This is a genomic window from Bacillus sp. FSL K6-2869, assembly GCF_040869405.1.
Taxonomy (GTDB): domain Bacteria; phylum Bacillota; class Bacilli; order Bacillales; family Bacillaceae; genus Bacillus; species Bacillus altitudinis.
The window spans coordinates 916,929-939,896 of the sequence record NZ_CP152035.1 but is presented as its reverse complement, the minus strand read 5'-3'; the positions used below and the strand labels follow the sequence as shown (position 1 = coordinate 939,896).

21 protein-coding genes and 1 pseudogene are annotated in these 22,968 nt (G+C 40.7%); 6 read left to right on the top strand and 16 right to left on the bottom strand.

The window, feature by feature from the left end:
* Positions 1-141: 141 nt before the first annotated feature.
* The 3 genes and pseudogenes from MHI58_RS04695 to MHI58_RS04685 all read right to left on the bottom strand — a co-directional run bounded on the left by MHI58_RS04695 (position 142) and on the right by MHI58_RS04685 (position 3,180).
* Positions 142-1,734, bottom strand: a complete 1,593-nt coding sequence (locus MHI58_RS04695; RefSeq protein ID WP_045034832.1) for a PucR family transcriptional regulator — start codon at positions 1,732-1,734, stop codon at positions 142-144.
* Between the two features lie 28 nt (positions 1,735-1,762).
* Positions 1,763-2,680, bottom strand: coding sequence for an AEC family transporter (locus MHI58_RS04690; RefSeq protein WP_007497064.1), 918 nt, complete (start codon positions 2,678-2,680; stop codon positions 1,763-1,765).
* An 83-nt stretch (positions 2,681-2,763) separates the two neighbouring features.
* Positions 2,764-3,180, bottom strand: a pseudogene (locus MHI58_RS04685) (VOC family protein).
* A gap of 166 nt (positions 3,181-3,346) precedes the next feature.
* Between MHI58_RS04685 and MHI58_RS04680 the strand changes: the two are divergent.
* Positions 3,347-3,763 (top strand): hypothetical protein, encoded by a 417-nt coding sequence (locus MHI58_RS04680; protein ID WP_024719949.1) that lies wholly within the window; start codon positions 3,347-3,349, stop codon positions 3,761-3,763.
* Between the two features lie 45 nt (positions 3,764-3,808).
* Here MHI58_RS04680 and MHI58_RS04675 read toward each other — a convergent pair whose 3' ends face one another.
* From MHI58_RS04675 to MHI58_RS04665, 3 genes are all read right to left on the bottom strand, one after another.
* Entirely contained in the window at positions 3,809-5,347 is a 1,539-nt protein-coding gene (locus MHI58_RS04675) for a bifunctional GNAT family N-acetyltransferase/carbon-nitrogen hydrolase family protein (RefSeq protein ID WP_045034831.1), read from the bottom strand.
* A 14-nt stretch (positions 5,348-5,361) separates the two neighbouring features.
* Positions 5,362-6,027, bottom strand: a complete 666-nt coding sequence (locus MHI58_RS04670; RefSeq protein ID WP_017366913.1) for an HAD family hydrolase — start codon at positions 6,025-6,027, stop codon at positions 5,362-5,364.
* A gap of 307 nt (positions 6,028-6,334) precedes the next feature.
* Entirely contained in the window at positions 6,335-6,676 is a 342-nt protein-coding gene (locus MHI58_RS04665) for a DUF5365 family protein (RefSeq protein WP_024719947.1), read from the bottom strand.
* A 108-nt stretch (positions 6,677-6,784) separates the two neighbouring features.
* On the opposite strand from MHI58_RS04665, the gene MHI58_RS04660 reads away from it, so the two are divergent.
* On the top strand, positions 6,785-7,687 hold the full coding sequence (locus MHI58_RS04660; RefSeq protein ID WP_025207003.1) for an RluA family pseudouridine synthase: 903 nt from the start codon (positions 6,785-6,787) through the stop codon (positions 7,685-7,687).
* 34 nt (positions 7,688-7,721) lie between these two features.
* Here the strand turns inward: MHI58_RS04660 and MHI58_RS04655 are convergent, their stop codons facing one another.
* From MHI58_RS04655 to MHI58_RS04645, 3 genes are all read right to left on the bottom strand, one after another.
* Positions 7,722-8,288, bottom strand: a complete 567-nt coding sequence (locus MHI58_RS04655; protein WP_045034830.1) for a class D sortase — start codon at positions 8,286-8,288, stop codon at positions 7,722-7,724.
* Between the two features lie 32 nt (positions 8,289-8,320).
* Positions 8,321-11,227, bottom strand: a complete 2,907-nt coding sequence (locus MHI58_RS04650) for a 5'-nucleotidase C-terminal domain-containing protein (protein WP_045034829.1) — start codon at positions 11,225-11,227, stop codon at positions 8,321-8,323.
* Positions 11,228-11,309: 82 nt separating this feature from the next.
* Positions 11,310-14,672 (bottom strand): CheR family methyltransferase, encoded by a 3,363-nt coding sequence (locus MHI58_RS04645; protein WP_045034828.1) that lies wholly within the window; start codon positions 14,670-14,672, stop codon positions 11,310-11,312.
* Positions 14,673-14,816: 144 nt separating this feature from the next.
* Here MHI58_RS04645 and MHI58_RS04640 point away from each other — a divergent pair, with 144 nt between their 5' ends.
* On the top strand, positions 14,817-15,461 hold the full coding sequence (locus MHI58_RS04640) for a spore coat protein (RefSeq protein ID WP_019743738.1): 645 nt from the start codon (positions 14,817-14,819) through the stop codon (positions 15,459-15,461).
* Between the two features lie 29 nt (positions 15,462-15,490).
* Here MHI58_RS04640 and MHI58_RS04635 read toward each other — a convergent pair whose 3' ends face one another.
* Together MHI58_RS04635 and MHI58_RS04630 are read right to left on the bottom strand one after the other, a co-directional pair.
* Positions 15,491-16,366, bottom strand: a complete 876-nt coding sequence (locus tag MHI58_RS04635) for a hypothetical protein (RefSeq protein WP_368004380.1) — start codon at positions 16,364-16,366, stop codon at positions 15,491-15,493.
* Between the two features lie 156 nt (positions 16,367-16,522).
* Positions 16,523-17,029, bottom strand: coding sequence for a YhcN/YlaJ family sporulation lipoprotein (locus MHI58_RS04630; protein ID WP_008349054.1), 507 nt, complete (start codon positions 17,027-17,029; stop codon positions 16,523-16,525).
* Positions 17,030-17,182: 153 nt separating this feature from the next.
* Here MHI58_RS04630 and MHI58_RS04625 point away from each other — a divergent pair, with 153 nt between their 5' ends.
* Entirely contained in the window at positions 17,183-17,599 is a 417-nt protein-coding gene (locus MHI58_RS04625) for a hypothetical protein (protein ID WP_045034826.1), read from the top strand.
* A gap of 36 nt (positions 17,600-17,635) precedes the next feature.
* Here MHI58_RS04625 and MHI58_RS04620 read toward each other — a convergent pair whose 3' ends face one another.
* Positions 17,636-18,016, bottom strand: a complete 381-nt coding sequence (locus tag MHI58_RS04620) for a hypothetical protein (RefSeq protein WP_045034825.1) — start codon at positions 18,014-18,016, stop codon at positions 17,636-17,638.
* A 94-nt stretch (positions 18,017-18,110) separates the two neighbouring features.
* On the opposite strand from MHI58_RS04620, the gene MHI58_RS04615 reads away from it, so the two are divergent.
* Both MHI58_RS04615 and cspB read left to right on the top strand, forming a co-directional pair.
* On the top strand, positions 18,111-19,202 hold the full coding sequence (locus MHI58_RS04615; protein ID WP_045034824.1) for a diguanylate cyclase: 1,092 nt from the start codon (positions 18,111-18,113) through the stop codon (positions 19,200-19,202).
* 211 nt (positions 19,203-19,413) lie between these two features.
* On the top strand, positions 19,414-19,614 hold the full coding sequence (cspB, locus tag MHI58_RS04610) for a cold shock-like protein CspB (RefSeq protein WP_008349061.1): 201 nt from the start codon (positions 19,414-19,416) through the stop codon (positions 19,612-19,614).
* Between the two features lie 114 nt (positions 19,615-19,728).
* On the opposite strand, the gene MHI58_RS04605 is transcribed toward cspB, so the two are convergent.
* From MHI58_RS04605 to MHI58_RS04590, 4 genes are read right to left on the bottom strand one after another with little or no spacing between them, the layout of a single operon-like run.
* On the bottom strand, positions 19,729-20,088 hold the full coding sequence (locus MHI58_RS04605) for a hypothetical protein (RefSeq protein WP_017360371.1): 360 nt from the start codon (positions 20,086-20,088) through the stop codon (positions 19,729-19,731).
* A gap of 13 nt (positions 20,089-20,101) precedes the next feature.
* The gene (locus tag MHI58_RS04600) at positions 20,102-20,626 is read right to left on the bottom strand and encodes a flavodoxin family protein (RefSeq protein WP_017366904.1); all 525 of its coding nucleotides are present in this window, start codon (positions 20,624-20,626) and stop codon (positions 20,102-20,104) included.
* Between the two features lie 17 nt (positions 20,627-20,643).
* Complete coding sequence (locus MHI58_RS04595) at positions 20,644-22,263, bottom strand: DHA2 family efflux MFS transporter permease subunit (protein WP_113767233.1); 1,620 nt, start codon at positions 22,261-22,263, stop codon at positions 20,644-20,646.
* A gap of 39 nt (positions 22,264-22,302) precedes the next feature.
* Positions 22,303-22,935: an HlyD family efflux transporter periplasmic adaptor subunit gene (locus tag MHI58_RS04590; protein WP_007497037.1), complete on the bottom strand. Its 633-nt coding sequence runs from the start codon at positions 22,933-22,935 to the stop codon at positions 22,303-22,305.
* Positions 22,936-22,968 lie beyond the last annotated feature (33 nt).

The window sequence follows — 22,968 nt, the reverse complement described above, 5'->3', positions numbered from 1 at the left end:
TGAAACTGAAACAAGACCGCCCGTGTCGTTACTCTCATTATAAAAAAGGGGCCAGACACATTACATTAGACAGATCGTCAACTGATTGAAAAGAACCATGAGACACTCTACTTGATCCCTTGGCAAATCTAACATATACCGTTAATGGCGATTCCCCTGTAAAAATTCATAAGCAAGGATCGCAAATTCAAGCGCTTGACGTTTTGGCGCTTGCATCATATCATCACCAAGTAAAGCATGAAGCTTATCCAATCTGTGATAAAGCGTCTGCCTCACAATATAGAGCTGGCTTGCGGTTTCTTTTTTAGAACCGTTTGTCTGTAAAAAGATATTCAGCGTCTGATAGAGCCTGCCGCTATTTTGTTTATCATATAAAATCACCGGCTCTAAATACTCTTTCACCATGCATTCTAATAACCCGCTTTCTTTCATGACAGGCATCAACCGAAGCATATGTAAATCTTGATAAAATGGGCTTTTTATCCGTTGCGGCATCACTTTCTTTAAATGCAGCACTTCTTTCGCTGCTTGAAAACTTTTTCTCATGTGCTGAAATTGCTCACAATATGAACCGATTCCATAATTGATGACTGCCTCGCCGGGCTTCTCACGATCATATAATTGCGTGATGTCGTTTGCCGCTTTTTCTGCACGCTCTTTCCAGTCCTCAACTTTTCTTGTATTCAATAAAATAAATAAGGTTTGTCCTTGATGCTCGTACACAATCAAATAGAAACCAGCACGCTGAAAAATAGAACGGCAAGAGACAAGAAAATAAAGATTCCCTGCGATTTCTTCTATTTGGTGGTTTTTTTGAAAGAGCATCACCACACAGCCGGTCGGTTTTTTCAGTCCTTCTGTTTCCTCAAGGTGTTCTATGATTTCTCTTTCTGTATGCTCTTCATGAAACCATTTTTGCAGCCATTCATTCTCTTTTGTCTTCTTCAGCTCTTCTGTATACAGCTCTCTTAAAGTTTGCTGGGCAAGGGCATTCGCTCCTTTATCCATCACAAGCAGTTCAAATTCCGAGAGCGTGTTCGATTGATGAATGAGGACGAGGTCTGCAAAGGTTTGTTTGAGTGCAAGGACTTGTTTTTGCGTCACTTCATATCCTTTTGGTAATGAAGCATACTGCAAATAATTCATCACAAGCTCTTCTGTTTGTTTGGATGAATCACATAAAATAATCGGCTCACCTTGAACAGGGATCAGCAGTAGTATCCCTCTCACGTGCTGATACACTTGATCCAAAATATCCATCTGCGGATGAGGAGTCAATAAAAGCTCATTCAACTTGGAAGACAGTGTTTCTAAATCCGCCATCATCTGATACTGACGCTCAATCATCATCGTATGGAGATGCTGTGTAATATTGACGAACTTCACTTCTTTTGTAAACAGAATAAGCGGAAAATCACGTTCTTCTGCATAAATAATCAGTTCTTCCGGTACATCAAACCGGAGCGGTACAAATTCAATACATAGTCCAGCCGCACCTGAGTCAATCAACTGCCTTAAAAACGCCTGAAAGACTTCCAATTGATCATGGAAGCCCGCGGCCGTCGTTAAGATCAGCTCGCCTCCGTTTAACAAATCCTCTACAGCAGGCACTTCAAGTACATGTACCCATTTTACCTGCCGAAACAATCCCTTTTCCCCAGCTAACACTTTCGCATGCGTAAAATGCTTCGTTTTTAACACATCACTTACTTGAAAATGAACATCTACATTCATTCATAAGTCCCCCTTTGTTTGCCGTCCCCTATCCCAGAGGGTGCATGGATAAAATCCATAATAAAACAGGTAAAGTCACAATACTTAAAATCGTACTGAGAAACGTCGTGCTTGAGACAAACTCAGGCTTCGTTCGAAATTGCACAGCCATCAGCGTTGTATTCGCCGCTGTCGGCATCGCTGCAACTAAAATCATAATTTGTTTCACCAAATCATCTACAGGTAAAATAAGTGTAAAACCAAAGGCGATGAGAGGTGAAATAAACAGCTTGAGCAGCACCGCATAGGAAATATTGCGATAATCCACTTGTTTAAAAGAAATCACTGCGAGCTGCATACCTAAAATCAGCATAATCGTTGGTATCGCTGCATCCCCGACCAGCTGAACACCTGTCATAAGCTCTTTAGGTAATGAAAGGTCAATGAGCTGAAATAATAAACCAAGAAGAGCCCCGTAAGCAACCGGCATACGCAGCACTTTTTTTAGAACGACCTTCAAGTCTCCCGCGTCCTCTCCACCTTTTGCTGCATAATACATGCCGATCGTACTCATGACGAGCTGCTGAAGGACCATTAGCACAATCGCAATATCTAAACCAGCTGCTCCAAAAACAAGAAGGACAACAGGCGTGCCGTAATTTCCATTATTCATAAATGCTGATGACAAAATCATGGCACAATACGTTTCATTCGAATACCCGTAAATTCGAGATAAAATGAAGACACATAAAACAAGTGAAAGACAAAGCCCTACGACAAATATAGATAAGTACACATAGTCCATCGATACTTTATTTTGATAAAAGGTTTCAAACGCAAGAAAAGGTGACATTAAATATAAAGACATTGATGAGAGCGTATGTATATCAAAACCAATTGTCTTCTGCCCAATATACCCTATAAGGAATATGCCGAACACTGGCATTAAGACAAGTAAAAACTCCATGCAGCACCTACTTTTCTCTAGATGAATTCCTTATTTTTTACCCTCTTATCATACCACTGATCATCAATAAAAAAGAAGCACCCTTATGAAAGGTCGCTTCTCTCCTCATCCATATAAAACACTTCCCATAAATGACCATCACGATCCTGAAAGCTCCAGCCATACATGAAATCATGGTCTTGTTTTTCCTTAAACGGTGAACCACCAGCTGCGATCGCACGCTCTACAAGCTCATCAACCTCTTCCCTCGTCTCGACCTGTAAAGAGATAATGACCTCTGCGCCATTTCTGGCATCTACCAATTCCTTCTCTGAAATGGATTGGAAATGCTTAAGTGATAACAGCATGACTGTGATCGTCTCATTCATCACAAAACAAGCAGCATGTTAATTCGTCAGTTCTTGTTGAAAGTCAAAACCCAGCTGTTCAAAGAAATCCTTTGACTCATTTACATGCTTAACCGGCAAATTGATATACAGATGTTTAGATTCTCGCCCCATATCCCTCTCCCTTTGTAAAACATCATTTCCATTCAGTATATTCGTCTTTTCATTTGGCATCCCTTTGTCGCATGAAAAAATAAGCGGTAAGCCCCATTACCTTATTTTAACAAAAATGTATAATAAATCTCGTGCACAATACTAAATGAACTAGGAGGTTTTCTTAATGAAAACAATCGCAAAATCTTTGATGCTCTCCACCTCTGTCCTTTTATTCGCTTCACCTATTACACAAACAGCTGATGCTGCATCTATTCAAACGAAGCAGGTGACAGCAGAAAGTGATTTTCAGCTTCCTTCAACAACAGACACCATTAAACAAAACATCGAACAATCTTTCCAAAAACAAGAAAAGTGGCTACAAAAATTAGAAGTGATTGCCGGACAAGAAAAACGCGAACAATTTGAACAGTTTTTCAACCAGCATGTAGGACCTGATTTAAAAAATCTTTTAGAAGAGCCTGCTCTTACATGGAAACAAGTAGAAAAAACGATTTATCAATCTCTTGTCAAATCAGACGTTCCATTTTTAGCTGCCAAAAGCATTGCCCATTTTGCTACACTCGCATTAAAGAAAATGTAAACATAAAGAAAAGCGCCTCGCATAATTGCGGGGCGCTTGTTTTGGTTATTTCTTATATTCAATATGGTACACGTCTCTTCTTCGGTCTTTCAGCTGACGAACCGTCCCATCTTGACGCTGCCTTCTTAATATTTCTAAGTCGACATCACCGACAACCACCATTTCAATATTCGGGTTGCATTCCCCTACAATGCCATCTCTTGCGAATTCAAAATCAGATGGTGCAAAGATTGCTGATTGTGCATATTGGACATCCATGTTTTCTGTTTGCGGAAGGTTTCCGACCGTTCCAGAAATGACCGTATATATCTGATTTTCAACCGCTCTCGCCTGCGCACAGTAACGTACTCGTAAATAGCCTTGACGGTCTTCTGTACAGAATGGAGTGAAAATAATTTTCGCTCCTTTGTCAGCTGCAATTCGAGCAAGCTCAGGGAATTCAATATCGTAGCAAATTTGGATCGCAATTTTACCGCAATCCGTATCAAATACCCGGACTTGGTCACCAGCTGAAATCCCCCACCATTTTCTTTCATTCGGCGTGATATGCAGCTTATATTGCTTTTCAATCGTTCCATCACGTCTAAATAAATAGGCGATATTATAGATTTTCCCTTCCTCTTCAACGAAATGAGAACCACCGATGATATTAATGTTGTACTTGACCGAGAGATCTGTAAACAAATTGATGTAGTCCTCGGTATATTCTGTGATCCGCTGCACTGCTAGACTTGGTGATCTCTCTTCTAAATATGACATAAGCTGCGTTGTAAAGATTTCCGGAAAAACGGCAAAGTCAGCTGACGCATCTGATGCCACATCCACGTAATACTCCACTTGATTCATAAACTCCTCAAAGGAATGAATTTGCTTCATTGCATATTGAATGACACAAATTCGTACTGGGAACGCCGATTTAAAATATCTTTTCGATTGCGGACGATAATCGACATTGTTCCATTCCATTAGCGTTGCGTACGTACTGGAAGCTTTATCATCCGGCAAGTAATTCGGATTGATCCGCATCAGGCTAAATTCATTTAACAGCTGAAAAGATAGCACAGGATCATAAATTTGGTGCAGCATGACTTGCTCTACATATTGGCGAGGCGTCATTTCCTCTTGATATTTATGATAATTCGGGATACGTCCGCCAATGATGATGCTTTTTAAATTTAATCTTCTCGCTAAGTCTTTTCTTGCTTCGTATAAACGATGACCGATTTTCATCCGGCGGTACTCAGGACTGACCATTACTTCAATTCCGTACATATTCATCCCATCTGGATTATGGTTTGTGATATATCCATCATCTGTGATGTCCTGCCATGTGTGACGATCATCGTATTCATCAAAGTTAATTAATAAACTTGAACATGAGCCAATGATTTCTCCCTCGAATTCCGCACAGAACTGGCCTTCTGGGAAATGTTCAAGGTGGCTTTCAAGGTGCTCTTTTTTCCAAGGGTCCATGCCTGGAAAGCATACCTCTTGCAATGCAATGATTCGGTCGATATCTTCTTCTCTAATATTTCGAATCACCATTCTTTTTTCAAATCGCGTTAAATCTAGTTTTTCTGCCATGATGTATTGCCCCCTTACTGATCCTCTTTTTCAAGCTGATGGAATAGCTGGAGCAATTCGATTTCAGCCATGGATTCTAATCTCGCATCATATTCTTCAAACTGCAGTGTGCTCGTCACTTTATTTGGCACGATGACACATTTCATACCCGCTCGTTTAGCAGCGATTGACCCATTCACAGAGTCCTCAAATGCCACGCAATCTTTTGGCTCAACGCCTAAGCATTGTGCGGTTTGCAAATAAAGTTCTGGGTGAGGTTTCACTTCTTCCACATCGTCTGACGTGCGGATACATTCAAAGTAATCGAAAAGTCCAATTTGTTTCAGGTGATCAGACACCCATTTATAATCTGAGCTGGAAGCAAGTCCAATCTTAATTCCAAGCTCCTTTGCCGCTTCTAAATAAGCTTCTACACCAGGTCTTGCTGCTTCGTCCTTCATTCTCTTTTGAAAACGTGAACGCCGGTCTTCTGTGAGTGCCTCATGATCTAATGTCTTTCCTAACTGCTCTTCCAAATATTCAAAAGGCTTAAAACCTGCCTGCGTTCCAATCACATTTCCCCATACAGACAGAGGCAACTCCGATTCATGCTCCGCAAACATTTCCTGCAGAACCTCATATTCATGTGTTTCTGTATCTAAAATTAATCCATCAAAATCAAATATAATCGCCTTTACCAAAGAGGCCACTCCTTTTTTCCGAAAGTCTGAAATATCTTCCATAATGCTATCATATCGTGAATAAAATTGACTTTCAAAGATGAATGTCTGCTAAAATGATTATGTATAAAAGGAGCCTGCATCGTTTTGTCAGGCTCCTGTCATGTTCGATTCTTTCTGCAAGAGATCCAAGCGCTCCGATTCGTGGAGAATAGACATTGTTGAAAAAGAGCGGAATTGGTATTACAGATCTTGAAGGTTTCTCCGTTCCCTTAAAAATAGTATGTGCGACGACCTTGTAAGTTAACAAGGAAGTTCACACCAACTTTTACGCATTTTGAAGGTGACGGCCTGCAAAATCATCTAAATCAAACGGGAAAGAAAAGCCGCACGCATTAACTTGTTCACGGTTGAGTTCAAATAACTCACGATCTCGTTTTGTGATATGTCGCTTCGGCTTTAAAATAATGGTATGTAATAGCTGAAGACCTGATAAGATACGAAAAGCATCATCCATTGTCCCGTTATACACACCATCAATGAATGTAAGCGGGGGTTGTTTTTCCTGCGCTTCTCCATTGACAGAATGGGATAAGAGATCTTCAATTTCCTTTGATACTTCTTCAATTGCCTGCTCTTGAAGGTCTGTCGCAGCTTTCATTAATCTCACGTGGCATCTACCTCTCTGTCGTTATTACTCCATTCAGAATAGCACAGAAAAAAAGTCATTCGCTAAGGTAAGTGTTTCCTATATATACCCAAAGAGAGGACGAATATCATGATCATAAAAGGACACACGCTCTCCCTAAAAGTAGGTGAGCAGCAAAATGGCATTTCCTTAAGTCAATTTTTAAAAGACGAAGTGTCTGCCTCTAAACCGATTATCCATTTTTGGATGGAGCACCAAAAAGTCCGTCTCAATCAAAAACCTGCCCACCATGCTGCAAAAGTGAGTACAGGTGATCAGATTCTCATTGATTTATTTGAGACGGAAGAAAGTGATGTGACGCCAGAATACGGTGAATTAGAGGTACTCTTTGAAGACGAGCATTTATTAGTTGTTCAAAAACCTGCTGGAAGGCCGACGCATCCAAATGAAAAAGGACAAACAGGTACGCTGGCGAACCTAGTCGCTTTCCATTTTCAAGCAAATGGAGAAGAAAAGCGGGTCAGACATATACATAGGCTTGATCAAGATACAAGCGGCACCGTCATTTTTGCCAAACACAGGTTGGCACATGCTGTACTCGATCAAATGCTTTCAAAAAAAGCGATTAACAGAACGTATCTTGCCATCGCACAAGGACTGTTTAAGAAAAAGAAAGGAACGATCCAAGCAGCCATTGGACGTGATAAACACCATGCCGTCAGAAGGAGGGTTTCTCCTACTGGTCAAAGCGCCAAGACTCATTATGAGGTCTTCCATCTCAATAAACGTTTACAGATGACGGCCGTTAAGCTGCGATTAGAAACAGGCAGAACGCATCAAATTCGGGTCCATCTTAGCAGTCTCGGGCATCCTTTAGCTGGCGATACATTATATGGCGGGAAGCGTGACCTGATAAACAGATGCGCCCTTCATGCCAAACAAGTAGACATGAACCATCCATTCACAGGTGAAAAGCTGACGATAGAAGCACCGCTTCCACCTGATATGGCTGAATTAATGGACAATATGTAGAAAAAAGAGCCTGATCATACAGGCTCTTTTGACGTTAGACAGATGCTCTTTTCGCATAAATAATGTACCGCTCTGGTGCGTTGCCGACAAAATGAAATGGATAGCATGTGGTTAACACAAGCTCTTCTTTTTTATTTTGTAAGGTAATAATGGATGTATCATGCTGATCCACAATTTTCGTATGCGTAATTTCATAAACAAACTCGCCATACGGTACAGTGATTTTCAGTTGATCCCCAATATCCAGTTCACCAGTCCGGCGGAAGACCGTATCCCTGTGTCCCGACAAAACGATTTGTCCATTTTGATCAGGGTAATAACTGCCTTTATAATGACCGACGCCTTTGGCAAGGTCGTCCGCATCTGTCCCTTCAACAATCGGCAAATCGGCTTTTAATTTCGGAATGGTCAGGATGCCAGAGGCTTTCCCCATTTCAGGTGAAAATTTTTCCTTTGTCATCCCTTGATCAGTTTCTACGACCTTCTTTGCTTCCTCTAACGAATGTGCTGTTTGTAAGTGAGTAGAAGCCATTTGCCAGATTCCCCAGCCAAGCACCACAATTCCCGCTGACATCACAATCATTGCAAGCCATTTTTTCATGCGTTAACTCCTTTGTCTTTGCTGATGATTCTTTAGCTTGCTGCTGCCTTTTCTTCTTGTTTCGCTTGTTGAATTCGGCCCTCTTTTTGATACACAATAGAAGCTCCCTCGAAGCTCTTTACAAAAGCGACCGTTGCTTCTAAATCTTCTGGGCCTGTTTCCGGATTTTTCCCTAGCCGCCCAATCGGTGCATACTTACTTCCAGTGGCAGTCGCCATGAAGTTGTTCACTGTGAGTGTATACGTTTTATCGAAATCAACGGAAGAACCATCAGGCATTTTTAAGTCGACTACTTTATATGTTAACGGATTGTACGAATAAGAAAAGCCTGAAATGCTATAATCCGGTCCAAATTGAGGAGATATTTGAGCTTCAATGATATCAACTAAATCTTTCCCCTTAATTTCCAGCTTCACTAACACATTTCCAAATGGCTGAATATTAAAGAGGTCTCCCCAAGTAATGGATCCTTTTTCGAGATTTTGTCTGATGCCGCCACCATTCATCATGGCAAAGTCACTTTTCATTGAATATCTCATGCCATCCGCAATGAGATTGCCAAGTGGTGTATCACCATCATTTGAATAGCCGCCCTCCATCTTGACCCCTGCTTCTCCAACCACCTCACTAATAATCGGCTCCACTTCTTTTCCGTAATGGTCTAAAATGTCCGCTGCTTCCTGATCCTTTTCAATACCAGCCTGGTCCACATACTGGATGTTTGCACTCTTTTTGACAATATCTTTTGTTTTCCGGTCAAGTGTGACATTGACTTCTCCAATTGCCTTTCCGTATTCAAAGGCTTGGACAATTAATTTTCCATTCACCTCTCCATTGACCACTTCGTGATTATGTCCAGCGAAAATGACATCAATTTCGTCATCACCTTCTTTGGCAAGCCTTGCGCTTTCTCCAGTAATGGTATCACCATTTTGAGAGGCGGTCATATGAGCCAGAACTGCGATCGCTTTAATCCCTTTTTGCTTTAATTCCTTCGCTGCTTCATTGACAGCTTGGACTTCATCAGTAAATTGAATGTCTTTAATTCCTTCTGGCATGACCATACCTGCCGCTGATGTTGTCACAACCCCGATAAAAGCCACAGGAATTCCTTCGACATCCATAATTTCATAGGCCGGTAAAAGTGGTTTGCCAGTATCCTTATATTCACAGTTTGCACAAACAAGCGGGAAGTTCTGCCCATCGTATCCTTTTGTGCCTTTCGGGTGATCTCCACCTTTTAAGATGCGCAATAATTCATCTACACCTTCATCAAACTCATGGTTGCCAACTGTCCCAACATCAAAGCCGATGTTCTCCATTAGTTCAACGGTTGGTTCATCTTGTAAAAGGGAAGATATTGGCGAGCTTCCGCCTATCATATCTCCTGCATGAACTGTCAGTGTATTTTTTTGCGCAGCTTGCTTTTGTTTTATATAAGCCGCCACATAATCCATCCGTCCATATGTTCCTTTACTGCCATCACCTTTTACATCCAGCTCATATTGCTGATCAATTTTCCCATGCAAATCATTCATGCTTAAAATGGTTAATGGGACTTCACTGGATGATGCTGACGCCTGATATCCAGCCTGCTCTGCTTCTTCTTTAGAAGCAAAAAAGATACGTTTATCTACATCGATCTCATTCCAGCTGTCAGGTGATACGTAGGTTTTTGCAGATGAATCACCAACATAACGTGTAAGCCCTTTTTTCTGCTCGCGTGCTCTAAATTCAAACGGCTGTTCTAACAGAGGATCTTCTTCATTCCAAATACCCAGCCCTTTTTCCTTGGCATCTTTCACTGCTTGCTGAAACATCTGATACTCTTTTTCATCTCCAACAGGCCAGATGAAATAAGTAGGGGCATATCCTTTTTTCACAAGCTCTAGGTTCGTATTCAGCCCTTTTTTGGTTTTGACTTGAGCTAAAAGACGTCCATATCCATCCTTTGCTTCCGGGCCAATCTTTAATGTGACTCGATCACCACTTGAAAGAAGCGTTTTTAAATAATCCGTCGCTTTTTGTCCAAAGCGCAGCTGGTTTTGATCTAATTCATTTTTTGGCTTGTGGTAGGTTTCTGGTGTGTCCATATTCACGAAGCGTACCTTTGTTGTGCCGAGCACAGGCTTCTTCAAATGAATGGTATCTCCATCCACAACACGATCTACCGTTGCCTCATATTCTTTTTTGATTTTTGGCGGCTTTGGCTGGTGCTTCAGCAATTTGACATCGGTTTTGTGTCTTGGAAGTACTTGCAGCGTATCATATCTGCTTAAAACGCCAGTAAACTCATACCATTTTCCGGTCTTCACTTGATCAATGGCACCCGTATCAACCATGACTCTAAGGACTGTGCTATGATATTTTTTATCGATGATGACCACATTGTATCCACCGCCAGCTGGCTGATCTGGCGTCTGTTCTACATAGCCTTTTACCTTCACTAATCTTCCTTCATATTTGCTTGCCTGATCCGATTCCAATTGTTTAATGGAAACTTTCTTTGGCGAAGGCAATGGCTGATTCACAGCATCTATCTTCAGACGATCTTGATCTGGCACAATTTCAACGAGCCCTTTATAAGTCGTCACCTTGCCAGTCACCGTGACCTTCATGCCTGCTTTCAGTTCTGGAAAATTCTTAGGCTGCGCAGAATAAATATTGAGACCAGCTGTTTTGTCTTGAATATATGTTGATAGTTTCCCATTCCCTATAGCGGATTGATCTGCTGTTACGATTCCGCTGACCGTTACCGTTTCTCCTATCAGTTTTCGGGCTTTTTTTATGTTCATCGGCTTTGTTTGTTTCCATAAAGTCTCCTTTTTCTCAGAAGAAGAAAACGCCTCAGCTGTCATGATACTAGGCAGTAAAGATTGCAGACTAAATATCACCAAAATCAAACAACAGACCATTCGAATGGATTGTATACGTTTCATTAGATTTCTCCCCTTTGAACTTCATCTCTTCTAGTGTACAAAGCAATTATTAAGACTGGATGGATTTCATGTAAAGCTGATCTCAATTACTTGGAAACGTAATAATCACACGTGTCCCTTCAAAGCTTTTGCTCTCAAAACGAATGGTACCGCCATGGCTTTCAATAATCTTAATGGTCATCATTAATCCAAGACCCGTGCCTTTTTCTTTCGTTGTGTAAAAAGGTTCGCCTAATTTCCCAATCTCATCTTCTGGTATGCCCTTTCCTTGGTCTTCAAATATCAGCATCATTTGGTCGTTTTTCAATAATGAAGTCACTTGGATCACACCTGTTACTCCATCCATCGCTTCAATTCCATTTTTAAGAATGTTAAGGAACACTTGTTTCAATTCATTTGGAATGCCTTGAATATGTGGCAGAGAGGGAGCCAAATTCTTTTGAATCGACACTCCTTTTAAGACCGCCTGAGATTCAACGACCATAATGACTTCTTCGAGCAGAAGATTCACATTCACCGGTTCAAATTTAACAGATTTACTTCTAGAGAGCACAAGGAATTCGTTAATAATAGACTCAAGCCGATTAAACTCTGACATCATCACATCGGCATAATCCTTCTGATACTTTTTACTTTGAATCATTAGCTGTAAAAAGCCTTTTAACGACGTAAGTGGGTTACGTATCTCATGGGCAATACCAGCTGCAAGCTGTCCAACTGCTGACAGCATTTCAGACTTCATCAGCATTTTCTCAGACTGTTTTTGACTTGTAATATCCTCTGAAATCCGCATGACAGTAGACTGCATTTTGTCAGGGTCATCGATTCGGTGTAAAGAGACTCTTTCCCATCGCTCACGCCCTGATAAGTCCTGAAAATACAGCTCACCTGTCCAGCTGCCCTCTCTTAAACACACGTCCCATTGTTTCGCTAGATCATCACATTGACACAACGCATAATAGACAGAAAAAATATCTTTTCCGATCAAGTCATATTCATGCTGTTGTACAAACTGACAAAAGCGCTGGTTGACACACTGAATGACACCTTCTCCTGTTGCAACCACAATATGAATATGGCTGTTATCAAGTGCTGTCACCGCAAGATGAAGAGCCTGCTTCAATTTCGTCATTTCGGTCATTTTGATCCAGGTCATCACTGCTCCCTCGCGATCTTGATCATAGAAAGGCGTCATATGAACCGTGAATTGTTCTCCTTCGTTCGTTTCAATTTCACGTTCGATCACGCGCCTATCTGAAATGACAGATTGAATATCATGATAGAGCATTTCCTTCGATAACTTCTTCACCATCGACTGAAACGTTTGCTGGTGCCGGGTTTGAGCTGAAGTGAATAAAGAGGTAGCTGTAGGAGTGTGATAGCGAATATTCATTTCCCGGTCCACAAACAACGTGGCAAGTTCTGGCTTCACAGACGGCCGGTACAGTTCTTCTCTTGTCACCTTTAAATTGTTTATAATATTAATAAAATGCTCGTTTGTTTTCTCGCGCACTTCTATTTGCTTGTTTTTTTCTTTTAATTGAGCCCTTGCTTCTTGCTCCTTTTGTTTGACCTCATTGAGCTCGTTTTCTAAATCGACAATTCGCTGTTGATAAACCGAATTCTGATCTGACATCCCTTTGTCCCTGTCGTTCTTTTGATTTTTTCCTCTCTCACTCATCCGAATGAGAATGACGTATACTCCTTTAAAACGGCGATCAAAATATTTCACTGTGAAATCAGCATACTGCTTTCTTCCATTTTTCGAAATGAGGACATGTTGAAAGACAACCTCAGTCTCTTCAGTCCATACCTTTTGAAAGCTTTGACTTAGTATCTCTTTCATATAATCAGGGGTTACATATTCACATAATTCATCTGAGACTTCTGCATGCGCTAAGAAAGAATAGGCACCGTTTGATATCGCGAGGATTTTCTCGCAATCGTCTATGATGAAACATGCATCATACTCCCGCTCTACTTCTTCCATATATTGGACAGCTCGTTCTTTTAACTCCGTATGACCTGCATTGTATTTAGGAACGTTTGAGTGGGTGTAAATGTTCCACTTTTCATTGAACAAATGAAATAAACGAGGGATATTGGGTACCTTTTCATTCGGCCCTAATATCAACATCCCTTGATCCTTTAGTGCATATTGGAATCGAGATAAGACTCGTTTTTGTACTTCTGGCTGGAAGTACATCAGAACATTTCGGCAACTGATAAAATCGAGGTGGATAAAAGGTGAATCGATCAATAAATTGTGAGGAGCAAAGACTATATGTTTTCTAAGCGACTGCTTCACAATAAAAGCGTCACCTTTTTTTTCGAAATATCGCGCCCTCCATTTTTCTGGCATCCGTGCCATAGACTCAAGCGAATAAACACCTTTGCTTGCACTTTGGATGGCTTTCCGATTGATGTCTGTTGCAAACACTTGAAGTTCAATGGACACTTGTCTTCGTTTCATTTCTTCTAAAAATAACATCGCAAAAGAATAGGCTTCTTCACCTGTAGAACATCCTGCAATCCAAATGCGGCATCGAGATTTCCCATTTTTCATTGTATTATCAATGATCGACGGAATGATGTGATGTTCACATACTCGAAAGGCTTCCATATCTCTAAAAAAGGAAGTCGTGCCGCTTAAAAGCTGTACATGCAGGCGATCAAGCTCATCTGGTTCTCTCTCTAATAAACGATCGTACTCGGACAATAAGGAGATCGATTGGTTCGCACTCCTCATTCTTTTTTGAATGACAGAGAGCAGTCTGCGCTTCTCATAGGTTGAAAATGCAATTCCTTTATGCATTTCAAGACGTTCAATGATTCTGATCAAAACAGGGTCTGCAACATCTGTATGCGGAACGTTGATGATGTTGGCTATATATGACGCAAGTGCAGATGGGTCTTGAAATGTTTGATGATACATACGATCAAACCCACTATTTGTCTCACTGCACGATATGGCTGTACCGCCTTGCTCAACGATTTGAAGCAAACCACTTCCTACACAATAGCCTTTTTGAAAAAAGATCGCATAGGCCTCTTCCTTTTGCACATTGGCAAGTGACTGAAACAACGAATTTACAGCACACGCCTTGTTCGTGGGATGCTGCTCTGTTATGTGTAGCCGTTTGTCTTCTGTCAATGTCACAGCTGCATGCTGCGGACAAACATAAATCGTATTTTTCATGACTTTCTCACCATGCTTAATCGGCTTTACCCGGTAGCCAATCGGTAAAACAAGTGCTTCCAAATCAGTTACACAATCGCCTGTCACATGATTTTGCACAACAATAAAAGAGGCATTTAATTCATGCGGAAATGATTGAAAAAAAGCCTCAAGATGATGCTGTTCAAACGGCGAAACACCGATGCCAATCACTGGTGCCTGCACATGTTCGTCTTCTATCAAACGATTAATGATTTTGTCCTGCATCTGGTACCCCCATGTTCATTCGTCTGATACATTTTTTCGACAAAAAGGAAGAAAACCCTCTAATTGTAAATAATGTTTTTTGCATGAAAGGAGGAAAACTTCCTCACATTAAAACAGACTGTATAAACAGAAGGAGGATTCTTTATGCAAAACGATCAGCAACCAAACGTTCAAGGACATGTCCAGCAGCCCCAATTCAATCATGGCGGGCATGAGTTATTTGATTTACATGAGGTGTTAGCAGGGACCATTAATATTTTGGATCAATACATGATCTTTCGGCAATTTATCCAAGATCCCGCATTATCCGACATGTTAGATCGACAATATCAATTTGTATTGTCCCAGTACAACGTCACGGTAGATTGCTTTTCTACTGGTCAAAAGCCTAGTGAAGAAACATCTACTTATATGATGAAAGAACAGACACAGGTGACATACGGAATAAAACCATCTCAGCCTAAGAAACCAAATCAATCATTACAGGATGTAAAAGATGCGGGAATTACAGGGCATATGCTTGGTCTCGTGAAATCTCATGCTGGATTACTCTCAATGACTGCATTAGAGGTCACAAACCCTGTGGTGCGACGTGTGCTTGCAGCGCAAATCCCGAACTTTATTGAAATGGCGTATGAGATTTTCTTATATCAAAACAAACATAGCTATTATCAAGTTCCGCAGCTTACAGCTCAAGATATGCAGGCGATGACGTCTACATTTGCCCCTATGCAGGGACAAGTGCAGATGCCGCCAAGCAAAGCCAACCAGCAAAAACCGCTTCATTAAACAAAAACAACGGCCGACCTATTTACAGATCAGCCGTTTTTTCTTTGATATTTCAGTTTAAATTGCTCTTCAAAATCTGTGAGACGTTGTCCCGTCGCTTGTTCAAACCCTCTATCAAAACGACTAGTTTTCGCCGTTTCCTCCATGATCTCATGTATGACATCTCGTCCATAAAGCTGCACAAGCTCATAGATCATATAGTAGCTTTGTAAATAAACATCTGTCTCATACGTCGTGCGGGATTCTTGCCAGTCTTGATCAGAATAAAGAGATTTAAAAGGAATGACGTCAAACCGTTCAGACGTGGCGTTCAGCACATCATAGGCCGTCCATTCTGCTGTTCCTTCATGGAACCAAAGGGGAAAGACGACTGGAGATACATTGTATGCATGCACCTTTTCATAGAAAACGAAATGGGCATACTCATGAATGAATAACGTGTTGAAAAAGTATAAAGGCAGTGTCTCTTTCTTCAACAATTCTTCCCGTTTATCTGGGTATAATCCAATCATATGATCAACATCAGAATAAAAACCTGTAATATGCTTGATACCGGCAAATTGCTCAATCGTCTCTTTATCATCAAAATAAATGATATCTAACGGTTTGTCAGCTTCATACTGAAACACTGACATCGTTCTCTTCTTTGCCTGTTCCAGCGCTTCTATGGTCAAATCGACAAAGGCGCCCTCATCCTTTGCATAGTAGATTCGAATATGTTCATAGACTTGCTTATTGAGTCCTTCCGTTAAGACCGATTTAGGCGAAGAATGCTGCTCTAGATATTGCTCTGCCAGCTGGAACCCTACATAAATCAAGTACGCAGTGAACGCATAAAAAATCAAACCTGCTGCAATCATTCCGCTTACAAGTTTTTTATGAATTAATGACGGTTTTGCTTTCATTTACTCCCCACCTGAATTCATCCTGCAACCTCTTTCTCTTTCTATGAAAAAACAAAGATCAACAAGAGGTGATATATTTTTTACTTTATGCAGTCAGGTGCGCAAGGTGCGGTTCCAAACAAAAAAGCCGCATATGACATACGGCTTTTGTCGTAGCTATTTTGATTCAGGGAAGACACGTCGAACCGTTTCAGTAAACTCGTCGAAGAATCCTGAAATTGGCTCTCCACTTCTAATACGTTTTCCGTACCCTGCCATACGATCGACAAAGTCTGGATTAGCAGATACATACACATTATCAATTTGTTGATCCGTCGATTTGACTTTGTCAGAAATTTTCTTTTTCAAATCGTCTGTTACATCTCCGCTTTTATTGCCTTCAAGCACGACAGCAACAAATGCATTTTTCCCTGTGACAAGTACGTTCGCTGTTTTCACTTCAGACATGTTGGCAACAAGCTCTGATGCCTTATCTGCCACTTTCACCTTCTGAGGTGTTTGCACATTTGGTTGATCCTGTCTCATGTTGTCGTTCTTATATGTGACATTTTCGTACTGTCGTTTCATTGTTCCTCTTCGTTCATCGCCTTGGTTGTTCATTCCACACCCAGCAGTGATCAATGTTGGAACGAGTAATAAAGATAGCATCCATTTCTTATTCATCAATTTATTCCCTCCTTTTGCTCATAGGTTTTTCATCCAGCAGACTTTTTATGCACACATCCTCTATTTCAGCAATGAATTCATAAATCAGCCTTGATTGGTCATCCTAAACATGATGAAGAAGTATCATCACGATCAAATGGAGGGATTCGTTTGTTTAAAAAGAGAAAAGGTATGAGTACTGGTGCAATGATCGCAGCATCAACAGCCATCATTGCATTATTTTCACCACTATTACGGAGAAGACTAAGCAGCATGACTCAAATGAATTTGTCCTCAACGATGAAAGGCAAAGATCAACACCATCATGAGTCATCTCGTCATGAGTCCCATTCACATTCACGTAAAGACTCAAAAGGCACAGCTGAAGTAGGACAAATGATCAAGCAAGCATTCACCGCTGTCCAGCCTAATGAAACAAGCCAGCATCAAACATCATCAAAAACATACCAAACTCATCAGCCGCCGAGAGAGTCTTACGCCCAGTCTCTTCACATTGATGAAAGTGTCATGAATGTAATGGATGATGAATCTATTCAGCAAGTACTCAATGACATCGAGCACAAATAACTAAAACAGGAGCCTTTTTTTCAGAAAGGCTCCTGTTTATTCTCCTGAAAAATGCTCTTTCACCATGATGCAGAAGGAAGGCAAGAAGGTGATTTCGATCGTGATAACAAACCGTTCCACACCATCTAATAGTATCAACAGCTCTTTTTCATGCTGCCGATCCTTTTTTATTTCTACATGTCGCACAGTTTTAAAGGCATATACTCCTAAAACGGATGCGTCCTTTTTTCGAACAGCCTTCAAAGAAAATTCTTGTACTCCAAGAGACATCGTCACCACAAATCGCTCTTCCTCATTCTCAAACCGAAACGTTAGATCTTGATATTCAATGGGCATATCTCGTTCAAATCCTTCATCAGGCCACGTCTCAAAAAAAGAAAGCCAGTCCGTTCGATCTGGAAATTGTTCCCTCCTCATTTTAAACCCCTCATAAGTGAAATTTTTATTAATTATCTTGTTTCCTCTTTTCTTTTGCAACAAATTTTAGTAATTTTAAAAAGGTGATTTTATTTTGCTAAGAGACCTCTTTATTAATTTAACAATTCTTGTCACTTTCCATTATTTATTGATGCTTGTGTTTAAAGAGAATTTTTTAAAAAAGGAAGACACCCTGCTCAGACAAATTTATAAAGGAATGATCTCTGGGTTACTCGGTGTCCTCTTAATGTTTTTCTCTATTAAAGCAGGACCAGCCATCATCGATTTAAGACATATCCCCCTTATTTTAACGGCATTTTATGGAGGCATTGCACAAACGTTCATTGCAGCCTGTGTGATCATTATTGGCCGATTATTAATCGAAGCCAATGTCGCTTCTTTCATTAATATTTTTTCCATGATATTTATCGCCACAGCTTCTTTTTTAATTGCTGAGCGTCATATCAATCACGTCGTAAAAATGCTGTTATCTATTACCATGAGCAACGTCATAGCGACGATTTTATTTATCATCATCGTCAATGAAAGATCATTTGAACTGCATACTGCCTATTGGATATTCTCGTATATTGCCGGTTTATTTAACTTTTATGTCATTGAGCATCAAACAAAAGCGTATCAGATGTTAAATTTGTATAAATTCCAAGCTCATTATGACTTTTTAACTGGTGTTTTAAATAAACGGAAATTCGATGAAATATTAAGTGATGCTTTTTCTCTGAACTTAAAGCAACCTATCCATCAAATGTCCTTGATTTATCTAGACATCGATTATTTCAAAACCATCAATGATCAGTATGGACATCATGAGGGAGATATCGTTTTAAAAGAAATCGGAACAAGGCTAATTAAGAACACAAGAAGCTCTGATTATATTGGTCGAATCGGCGGTGAAGAATTTGCTGTGCTTTTACCGAATTGTTCCGTTGAAAAAACATGGCAAATTGCGGAACGTTTACGAAAAAAAATGGCGGATCAGCCAATTTATTTACAAAACGGAACATCGATTCACATTACGGTGTCAATTGGATGTGCTTATGATGCAGGAACAAGTGAAAACATGAAACAATTACCGATTATTGCAGACCAGGAGCTCTATAAAGCGAAGCAGTCAGGCAGAAACCAAGTGAGCTTTTCTGGACGAAAAAGAGAACACTTAACATAGGCTTTTTCCTCAATTTGTTAGCGCGAATTATTTTTAAAAAAGTTTTCGTATAACAGTTGTTTTTTCCCGCAAACACTGGTAAAGTAAAGGTAATTATTTTTGTTCGTATCATCTTTAAGAAGAAAGTTTTGAAAGAGTTTTCGTCTTTGAAGTTTGTGTAAGAGCAAGAATAGTGAATTTAAGCGTTAAGATCGCTTTAGGAGGAAATTTCATGTTAGAAGGTAAAGTAAAATGGTTCAACTCTGAAAAAGGTTTCGGATTCATCGAAGTAGAAGGTCAAGACGATGTATTCGTTCACTTCTCTGCTATCCAAGGCGAAGGCTTCAAAACTTTAGAAGAAGGTCAATCAGTTTCTTTCGAAATCGTTGAAGGTAACCGTGGACCACAAGCTGCTAACGTTAACAAAGCGTAATTTAAGAGCATCTGCTCTTTTAGCACTTTATAGAGTGAAGGAAAACCGCTCGGCTTTTATGCCGGCGGTTTTTTTGTGCAATAAAAAAAGAGAACCTGACGAGAGGTTCTCTTTTTATTTGTCCTTCTGCTTTAGTTTCTGTAAAGCAGAACGATACATATCATCATTCATTTTCGTCTCTGGTTCTTCTTCTTTGACAGGTGGTTCTGGCTGCTTAAACTTTTGAAGCGCCTGTCTATAGAAATCATCACCTGACGGAGCATCATCTGTCTGAGAAGGCTCTGACGCTTTTTCTTCCACTTCAGGCTCTACAGGTCTCGCCGCAACTTCTGGCTCGCTATGCGGCACGTCAGGATGATTCGAAACATCTTCTTTGATCTCTTCCTTCTCGGCCGAAGCGTGTCTGACATTGAACGCTACTAATCCGATAATGACTAGAACAGCAGCTACTAACGCTACAATAATCGTCGCCAAAAGAACCCTCTCCTTATCGCTTAAATGACGCAGTGACTGATGCTACACGTCTTCCTAATGCTTTCCCTAGCTCAATGCCTTCTGTAGAAATCACTTCATCAGAATCAATCGGGCACGTCACACCTGCTCCATAATAAGAGCCGTATAACGCATTTTCTGGAACATTTCCAGGAAGGCCGACCACAAGCATCCCTTGATGGAACATTGGCGTAATCAAATTATGCATCGTCATTTCTAATCCGCCGTGTGTTGTGGCAGTGGTACAGAAAACGGCACCGACTTTATCGATGAGTTTTCCTTCTGCCCATAAATACCCAAGACGGTCAATCCATGTCTTTAATCCAGAACTAATGGTACCAAAGTGACCAGGGCAGCCCCAAATGATTGCATCCATTTGATCAAGCTTGCGGATATCCGCATCTTTCACATGATCAATGAACACTTCAGCTTGCTCTGTTTCACCTGCGCCAGCTGCAATCGCTTCTGCAAGTGCTTTTGTATGGTCACCTTCACTATCGTATACGACATAAATTTTCATGTACGGTCCCTCCACACTTATCTTGCATCTTGGTTTGCTTCCTTAGGTGCTGGAAGCAATGTCATTTCTTGTTTCTTATCCTGCTTTTCTTTTCGCTTATTATCCTTACGTACATCTCGCAGGAACAAGCTGAGAATCACACCAGCTGCACAGAATAATGTCACCCACATGTAAGCATCATTGATGCCCATCACATTGGAATCGACTTGTGCTTTCGTAAAGAGCTGGGTCGACACATATTTTTGAGCAGCTTCTGCTGTCATGCCCATATGGTGCATCACATTAGAGACAGCCGCCTGGAATGAATTCATAAAGAACGGATCAGCTGTATTCGTTTGATCTGCCATATTGGAATAATGGAATGTCGTGCGATTTGTATAAATCGTCGTGATCAAACTCGTACCGATCGAACCACTGATTTGTCTCAGTGTGTTTGACATCGCTGTACCATGACTGTTTAAATGCTGCGGTAATTGGTTCATCCCAGCAGTCATGACTGGCATCATTAAGAGTGACATACCAAAGGCACGTACTGCATACATGAGCACAATGTGACTATAAGATGTATCAATCGTAAGCTGTGTAAACTCGTATGTGGTGACAACCGTAATCAGCATCCCCACAATGGCAAGTGGACGAGGTCCAAATTTATCAAACAAGATCCCTGAAATTGGGGACATAATGAGCATCGCAAGTGCCCCTGGAAGCATTAATAACCCCGATTGCAGTGCAGTAAACCCAACGAGGTTCTGCAAGTAGATCGGTAGTAAGAACATCCCAGTGTATAAGGCAACGGTAATAATAATGTTAATAACACTTGATAATGAGAAAATGCTGTATTTAAACACGCGGAAATCAAGCATCGGATTATCCGCTTTTAGCTGTTGGAAAATAAAGAGAATGATCGCAATCGCACCAATGATAATCGTAGATAAAACGATTGGATCTGTCCAACCATCACTTCCCGCTTCACTCACTCCGTATAGAAGCGAAGCAAAACCAACGATCGACAGAATCGCACCAAGAGTGTCCAGCTTGATTTTTTTAGGCTCTACAATATTTTTAAACATAAAGAAAGCCGCGATAATGACAATCGCACCGATTGGTACAAGTCCATAAAACATAATACGCCATGAATAGTGTTCAATAATATAACCAGATAACGTTGGTCCGACAGCTGGCGCAAACATCATCGCAAGACCAAAAATCCCCATTCCTTTCCCTCTGTTTTCTGGAGGGAAAATAAAAAGGATTGTTGTCATGACGAGCGGCTGTAAGATACCGCCACCGACTGCCTGAATCAAACGACCAATCAGCATCGTAGAAAAGTTTGGCGCAATACCGCAAATAAATGTCCCTAGTGTAAATGAAATCATCGCCACGAGGAATAAGCTGCGCTGGCCAAAACGTGTGATTAAAAACGCAGATAACGGAATGAGCACACCGTTGACAAGCATGTAACCTGTTGTAAGCCACTGAATTGTCGTCGCACTCACATTAAATTCAGTCATTAAATGGGGCATGGCTACGTTCAAAAGCGTTTGGTTTAAAATCGCTACGAACAAACCGGCCATTAAAATGATCAGTAAAGACAAGGAGCCTGCTCCCTGTTTTGTCGCTGCAGGTTGATTTGCCATCTCAGACAACCTCCTTTCATTTTTTGATATCAGTCATCATTAAGAAGAAATTTTGACAGAAGCATTCATACCTGGAAGTACTTTGTCAGATGGATTTTTAATTGAAATTTTCACTGCTACTTTTTGTGTCACTTTCGTGTAGTTACCACTTGAGTTTGTTGCTGGCAGCATATTGAATGTTGAGTTTGTTGCATAACCAATTTGTTCAACAGTTCCTTCAAATGTTGTATCAGGATCGCCGTCTACAACGATGTCCACTTTGTCACCTTTTTCAATGTTCTTAATGTCTGTTTCTTTAATATTCGCTGTAATGTAAAGCTTGCTTAGGTCAATCGTTTCACCAAGAACTGTCCCAGGCTGCACTTGTTGGTTGTTTTGTACTTCTTTTTTGACTAATGTGCCATCAGCCACTGCTTTAATGTTTGTTTTTGCTTCTCCTTCAACTTTTGCAACTGTGCTGTCTTTTTGCACTTCGTCACCTTCATTGATGTCCCAGCCTTTGATTTGTCCAGCTGCTGGCGCTGTAATTTGGTACATGTCACCTGTCACTTTTGCTTCATCTGTTTTTACGAAGTTTGTGCTTTCGTAGTAGTAATAAGCACCTCCGGCAATAATGGCAAGAATCACAATAAGGCCAATAATATTCGTTAGCAATAAACGCCCTCTGTTCATGTTTTGTTTCTCCTTTCATGTATAAAAATATAG

Bases quoted from the DNA above. Each gene is read 5' to 3' on its own strand.
- MHI58_RS04695 (WP_045034832.1), bottom strand. From the start codon at position 1,734: ATGAATGTAGATGTTCATTTTCAAGTAAGTGATGTGTTAAAAACGAAG.
- MHI58_RS04690 (WP_007497064.1), bottom strand. From the start codon at position 2,680: ATGGAGTTTTTACTTGTCTTAATGCCAGTGTTCGGCATATTCCTTATA.
- MHI58_RS04680 (WP_024719949.1), top strand. From the start codon at position 3,347: ATGAAAACAATCGCAAAATCTTTGATGCTCTCCACCTCTGTCCTTTTA.
- MHI58_RS04675 (WP_045034831.1), bottom strand. From the start codon at position 5,347: ATGGCAGAAAAACTAGATTTAACGCGATTTGAAAAAAGAATGGTGATT.
- MHI58_RS04660 (WP_025207003.1), top strand. From the start codon at position 6,785: ATGATCATAAAAGGACACACGCTCTCCCTAAAAGTAGGTGAGCAGCAA.
- MHI58_RS04655 (WP_045034830.1), bottom strand. From the start codon at position 8,288: ATGAAAAAATGGCTTGCAATGATTGTGATGTCAGCGGGAATTGTGGTG.
- MHI58_RS04650 (WP_045034829.1), bottom strand. From the start codon at position 11,227: ATGAAACGTATACAATCCATTCGAATGGTCTGTTGTTTGATTTTGGTG.
- MHI58_RS04645 (WP_045034828.1), bottom strand. From the start codon at position 14,672: ATGCAGGACAAAATCATTAATCGTTTGATAGAAGACGAACATGTGCAG.
- MHI58_RS04640 (WP_019743738.1), top strand. From the start codon at position 14,817: ATGCAAAACGATCAGCAACCAAACGTTCAAGGACATGTCCAGCAGCCC.
- MHI58_RS04635 (WP_368004380.1), bottom strand. From the start codon at position 16,366: ATGAAAGCAAAACCGTCATTAATTCATAAAAAACTTGTAAGCGGAATG.
- MHI58_RS04630 (WP_008349054.1), bottom strand. From the start codon at position 17,029: ATGAATAAGAAATGGATGCTATCTTTATTACTCGTTCCAACATTGATC.
- MHI58_RS04620 (WP_045034825.1), bottom strand. From the start codon at position 18,016: ATGAGGAGGGAACAATTTCCAGATCGAACGGACTGGCTTTCTTTTTTT.
- cspB (WP_008349061.1), top strand. From the start codon at position 19,414: ATGTTAGAAGGTAAAGTAAAATGGTTCAACTCTGAAAAAGGTTTCGGA.
- MHI58_RS04600 (WP_017366904.1), bottom strand. From the start codon at position 20,626: ATGAAAATTTATGTCGTATACGATAGTGAAGGTGACCATACAAAAGCA.
- MHI58_RS04595 (WP_113767233.1), bottom strand. From the start codon at position 22,263: ATGGCAAATCAACCTGCAGCGACAAAACAGGGAGCAGGCTCCTTGTCT.
- MHI58_RS04590 (WP_007497037.1), bottom strand. From the start codon at position 22,935: ATGAACAGAGGGCGTTTATTGCTAACGAATATTATTGGCCTTATTGTG.